The sequence below is a fragment of the Vogesella amnigena genome (assembly GCF_042648905.1).
Lineage (GTDB): Bacteria > Pseudomonadota > Gammaproteobacteria > Burkholderiales > Chromobacteriaceae > Vogesella > Vogesella amnigena.
Genome location: NZ_JBHRYH010000035.1, coordinates 1 through 4,852 on the forward strand (window position 1 = coordinate 1; position 4,852 = coordinate 4,852).

A 4,852-nucleotide genomic window follows, 5' to 3' on the forward strand; every position below is an offset into this window, starting at 1 on the left:
AGGCTGGCGGCGCATGCTGGAGCGTTACCGTCGACAGATTCAGCCGGTGCATTGTTTGCAGGAGGCTCTCGGGAGAGGCTACCAACTCGTAATTGGGACATAGCCATAAAAAACGGCTCCCGTGGGGGGCCGTTTTCATGACAGCGTGCCGGCTTACCAGCGGCTGTGCCACACATCCAGCAGCTCACCCGCTTCCATCTGGGCGATTTCCTTGCGGCCCTGCAGCCAGGCTACCAGTGCGGCGCGCAGTTCTGCGGTGATCTTCACATCGCTTACCGGGAATACGATGCCATCCAGCTCGCCCTTGGTGTAGTTGCCGCCAAAGCTCACGCCGTGGGCATCCACTGCCTCCAGCCAGGCATTCAGGAAGGCATCGCTGGCCGCTTCGTCACAGTTCAGCGTGGCTTGCAGGGTAAAGCCCAGCTCCTGGAATTCGCCCACGCGCAGCTTCTTGCGCTGGCGGCTGTTCAGGCGTTTCAGGCGATTACGGGAATTGGCGTTGGTCATGGTGTGTGCCTTCAAGTTGCATCTAAAGCGCGCATGATACCAGCGAACCAGTGTCGTGCCGCCGCATTGCCGCGATTACAGTCCCAGCTGCTGCCATAGATCGTCCACCCGCTGGCGGGTACCGGCATCCATCACGATCGGGGTGCCCCACTCGCGGTTGGTTTCGCCCGGCAGCTTGTTGGTGGCATCCAGCCCCATCTTGCCGCCCAGCCCGGAAATGGGGCTGGCAAAGTCCAGATAGTCGATCGGGGTGTTGTCGATCAGCGTGGTGTCGCGCACCGGGTCCATGCGGGTGGTGATCGCCCAGATCACTTCCTTCCAGTCGCGGGTGTTCACGTCGTCGTCTACCACCACGATGAACTTGGTGTACATGAACTGGCGCAGGAAGCTCCAGCAACCCATCATCACGCGCTTGGCGTGGCCGGGGTACTGCTTCTTGATGCTGATTACCGCCATGCGGTAGCTGCAGCCCTCTGGCGGCAGGTAGAAATCGACGATCTCCGGAAACTGCTTCTGCAGGATGGGCACGAATACCTCGTTCAGCGCCACGCCCAGTACTGCCGGCTCATCCGGCGGCTTGCCGGTGTAGGTGCTGTGGTACACCGGATTCTCGCGCATGGTGATGCGGTCGATGGTGAATACCGGAAAGTTGTCCTGCTCGTTGTAGTAGCCGGTGTGGTCGCCGTACGGGCCTTCCATCGCCATGTCGTTCGGGTGGATGTGGCCTTCCAGCACGATTTCGGCGCTGGCCGGCACTTGCAGGTCGGAGCCGATGCATTTCACCAGCTCGGTGCGGCTGCCGCGCAGCAGGCCGGCGAACTGATATTCGGACAGTGTGTCCGGCACCGGCGTTACCGCGCCCAGGATGGTAGCCGGGTCGCAGCCCAGCACCACCGCCACCGGGTACGGCTTATCAGGGTTGGCCGCACGGAATTCGCGGTAGTCCAGCGCGCCGCCGCGGTGCGCCAGCCAGCGCATGATCACGCGGTTGCGGCCGATGACCTGCTGGCGGTAAATGCCCAGGTTTTGCCGCTTCTTGTGCGGGCCACGGGTTACGGTGAGGCCCCAGGTGATCAGCGGCGCCACATCGCCCGGCCAGCAATGCTGGATGGGCAGGCGGGCCAGGTCGACATCGGTACCCTCCCACACGATCTGCTGGCAGGGCGCTTTCTTGACTTCCTTCGGCGCCATCGACAGCACCTGCTTGAGCAGTGGCAGCTTGTCCCAGGCATCGCGCAGACCCTTCGGCGGCTCCGGCTCCTTCAGATAGGCCAGGGTCTTGCCGATTTCGCGCAATTCCATCACGTCGGCCGCACCCATGCCCATCGCCACCCGCTTGGGTGTGCCAAACAGATTAGCCAGCACCGGGATGTCGTAACGCTGCTGCCCCTGCTGTGGCTGCTCGAACAGCAGGGCAGGGCCGCCGGCCTTCAGCACGCGGTCGCCGATTTCGGTCATTTCCAGGTGCGGCGATACCGGCACCCGAATGCGCTTGAGTTCGCCTTGCGATTCAAGCTGGGACATGAAGTCCCGCAGGTCGTTGTATTTCATGTTGCTTTCATGATCTAGCGCAAAAAGCCCTAGGCAGCGCAGGGTTAAGCTTTCTCTCGACGTCGCAAGCTACTGCCCGTATCCCGGCAAGTCAACCGGCTGCAGTTGCTGCGCAAGTTTCTATCGCTAGTCTTGCTTGGAGATAATCATGAAAAAATTCGCTGCTGCTGCACTGGTTGCTGCTCTGTCCGCTTCCGCTTTCGCTGCCCAGGGTGACATCCTGGCCCGCTTCCGCATTACCAATGTGAATCCGCAGACTTCTGTGGACAGCACCCTGGCTGCGCTGAATGTGGACGTGAATGACGACACCATCCCGGAAGTCGACTTCACCTACATGTTCACCGACAACATCGGTGCCGAACTGATTCTGGGTACTTCCAAACATGACGTTACTTCCAGTCTCGGCCATACCGCATCCGTGCGCGTGCTGCCGCCGACCCTGACCGCCCAGTACCACTTCAGTCCGGAAGGCCAGTTCCGTCCGTACGTAGGTGCCGGTATCAACTACACCCGTTTCTACAGCTTCAAGGATACTTCCGGCCTGGATCTGTCGATCAAGAAAAACAGCTTCGGCCCGGCGCTGCAGGTAGGTGTGGACATCCCGGTTACCAAGAACATCTTCGTCAACTTCGACGTGAAGAAACTGTGGATCAAGACCAAGGTGAAAGCTGGCGGTGTTGATGCTGGCACCCTGGACATCGATCCGCTGGTGACCAGCGTGGGTATCGGTACCAAGTTCTAAGCCGTAGCCGATTTCACATTCGCAAGGGGCGCCATGGCGCCCCTTTTTGCTGCTCATTGCCTTGTGCCGCCTGGCCCGGCTGGGTATGCTAGCCCGGTTATTCATTCCGCTTGGCCCGGCGATGACCGCCTTATCTTCATTCTCTCCCCGGCATCATGTGGCGCTGTATGCGGCACTGATCAACGCGGTCATCATCGCCTTTCTCAGCCTGTACCCGTTCAGCGGCTGGTCGTACAGCGGGCGCCCGCTACTGGAGTTCCTGTCCTACCCGCTGCCGTATTACAGCCGTATTTTCGACAATGCGGCCAACGTACTCATCTACATCCCTTACGGTTTCAGCCTGGCATTGCTGTTGCACCCGCGCTGGCTGTCCTTTGTGCTGGCCATCGTGCTGGCGGCACTGACCAGCTTCAGCATGGAATTCCTGCAAGAGCTGTTACCCAGCCGCATCGCTTCCAATCTCGACATCCTGTGCAATATCGGCGGCGCCCTGATTGGCGCGGCGCTGGCGGTATCCAGCTGGTTCCGCCGTTACTGGCATGGTTTGTGGCAGTGGCGCCGCCAGCACTTTGTCATCGATAGCGCCGCAGATTACGGCCTGCTGGTAATGGGGGTGTGGTTCCTCACCCAGCTCAATCCGGCATTGCCGTTGTTCGGGGTGGTGGCCTATCCGCAGGGGCTGCCGCAGCCATATCTGTCGCCAATCGACAATCCACGGTTATTCCTGTTTCTGGTGGAAGCCGGCGGTGCCGCCAGCAATATGCTGGCGGTCAATCTGCTGCTGAGCAGTTTTTTGCAGCGCAAAGGAGATGGCGCCCGTGCCGTGCTGTGGATTGTGCTGCTGGCTTGGTTGCTAAAGCTGTTTGCTGCCGGGGCATTGCTCAAGCCATTTGCTTTCTTCCAGTGGGTCAACCCACATCTGGTTACCGGCCTGGCTGCCGGCTTTCTGCTGTCCTGGCTATTGGTGCGCTGCTCACGCTTGATGCAGACGCTACTTGCCATGCTGGCACTGGCGGCTGCGCAAACGGCCGCTGTGCTCTGGCCGCTCAGCGAAGTGCAGGCCGATTTTCTGTCGCTGTTCCGTTGGCCCTATGGGCACCTGCACAATATGAATGCGCTGGTCGACTTCCTTACCGATCTGTGGCCGGTCATGGCACTGGCCTGCCTGCTGTTCAGCAGCAGCCAGCAATTACGTCAGCAGCGGCAAGCGGGCTAACTGCTGCAGGCTGGTGATGCGCCAGTCCACCCAGGCAGGGCGGCAGACGCGATTACTGATCCACACGGTACGCATGCCCAGTCGCTTTGCCGTCTGCAGGTTGGCCGCGGTGTCTTCCACCATCACGCAATTGCCGGCAGCCAGACCTGCATCGCGCAATACCCGGAAGTAGCCGCCACTGCGTGGCTTTGGCTGGTAGTCCAGCGCCTCCATGCCATAGCAGGCGCTGATCAGCTGACCGATACCCAGATGTTCGGTGATTGCCTCTACATAATGTTGCGGGCCGTTGGAGAACACCCATTTACGGCCGGGCAGGCGACGCAGCAAGTGTGGCAGGCGCGAATCACGCTGAATCCATGGCAGCAACTCGTCCATATCATGGGTAAAGCGCAGGAAATGGTCGGCTGAGATACGGTGGTGGCGCACCAGTCCACCCAGTGTCGCGCCGTAGCGACGCCAGTAATGTGTGCGCAGCTGATTTGCCTGCGCTTCCTCGTATCCCAGATAGGTCACGATGTACTCGGTCATCCGCTGGCTGATGCGCGGAAATACCGCATGGCCGGCGTGGTGCAGGGTTTCATCCAGGTCAAAAAGCCAGTTCATTGCCACAAGATCACGTCATCAAAATCAGAGCTGCAGTGTAGCCTGCGGCTGTTAGTGCGTAATCGTGATTTTTTTATTTCGTAAAATCAGCTGTTTAGCTAATTAATTACAGAAAACTGTTTTTCTGGTGTTGACGCGGTTCGGGGCGATGGGTATAGTTCGCCTCCTCTGCTGACGACGACACGAAACGAAGTCAGCCCGCTCTTTAACAAACCAAATAACCGATAGGTGTA

Annotated in this window: 5 protein-coding genes and 1 pseudogene; 3 read left to right on the forward strand and 3 right to left on the reverse strand. The window is 59.6% G+C overall.

Features of this window, described 5'->3' with window-relative positions:
• Positions 1-103, forward strand: a pseudogene (locus tag ACFOKJ_RS12680) (IS1595 family transposase); the annotation flags it as partial.
• A gap of 50 nt (positions 104-153) precedes the next feature.
• Here ACFOKJ_RS12680 and ACFOKJ_RS12685 read toward each other — a convergent pair.
• On the reverse strand, positions 154-507 hold the full coding sequence (locus ACFOKJ_RS12685; RefSeq protein ID WP_390280142.1) for a YggL 50S ribosome-binding family protein: 354 nt from the start codon (positions 505-507) through the stop codon (positions 154-156).
• Between the two features lie 75 nt (positions 508-582).
• On the reverse strand, positions 583-2,058 hold the full coding sequence (ubiD, locus tag ACFOKJ_RS12690; protein WP_390280144.1) for a 4-hydroxy-3-polyprenylbenzoate decarboxylase: 1,476 nt from the start codon (positions 2,056-2,058) through the stop codon (positions 583-585).
• 148 nt (positions 2,059-2,206) lie between these two features.
• Between ubiD and ACFOKJ_RS12695 the strand changes: the two genes are divergently transcribed.
• Positions 2,207-2,800: an OmpW/AlkL family protein gene (locus ACFOKJ_RS12695; RefSeq protein WP_390280146.1), complete on the forward strand. Its 594-nt coding sequence runs from the start codon at positions 2,207-2,209 to the stop codon at positions 2,798-2,800.
• 121 nt (positions 2,801-2,921) lie between these two features.
• Positions 2,922-4,016 carry a VanZ family protein gene (locus tag ACFOKJ_RS12700; RefSeq protein ID WP_390280149.1) on the forward strand — a complete coding sequence of 365 codons (1,095 nt, stop codon included), beginning with the start codon at positions 2,922-2,924 and terminating at the stop codon, positions 4,014-4,016.
• Here the strand turns inward: ACFOKJ_RS12700 and ACFOKJ_RS12705 are convergent.
• The gene (locus ACFOKJ_RS12705) at positions 3,990-4,619 is read right to left on the reverse strand and encodes a pyrimidine 5'-nucleotidase (RefSeq protein WP_390280151.1); all 630 of its coding nucleotides are present in this window, start codon (positions 4,617-4,619) and stop codon (positions 3,990-3,992) included. The two genes, ACFOKJ_RS12700 and ACFOKJ_RS12705, sit on opposite strands and share 27 nt — an antisense overlap.
• Between the last annotated feature and the right edge of the window lie 233 nt (positions 4,620-4,852).

Bases quoted from the DNA above. Each gene is read 5' to 3' on its own strand.
- ACFOKJ_RS12685 (WP_390280142.1), bottom strand. From the start codon at position 507: ATGACCAACGCCAATTCCCGTAATCGCCTGAAACGCCTGAACAGCCGC.
- ubiD (WP_390280144.1), bottom strand. From the start codon at position 2,058: ATGAAATACAACGACCTGCGGGACTTCATGTCCCAGCTTGAATCGCAA.
- ACFOKJ_RS12695 (WP_390280146.1), top strand. From the start codon at position 2,207: ATGAAAAAATTCGCTGCTGCTGCACTGGTTGCTGCTCTGTCCGCTTCC.
- ACFOKJ_RS12700 (WP_390280149.1), top strand. From the start codon at position 2,922: ATGACCGCCTTATCTTCATTCTCTCCCCGGCATCATGTGGCGCTGTAT.
- ACFOKJ_RS12705 (WP_390280151.1), bottom strand. From the start codon at position 4,619: ATGAACTGGCTTTTTGACCTGGATGAAACCCTGCACCACGCCGGCCAT.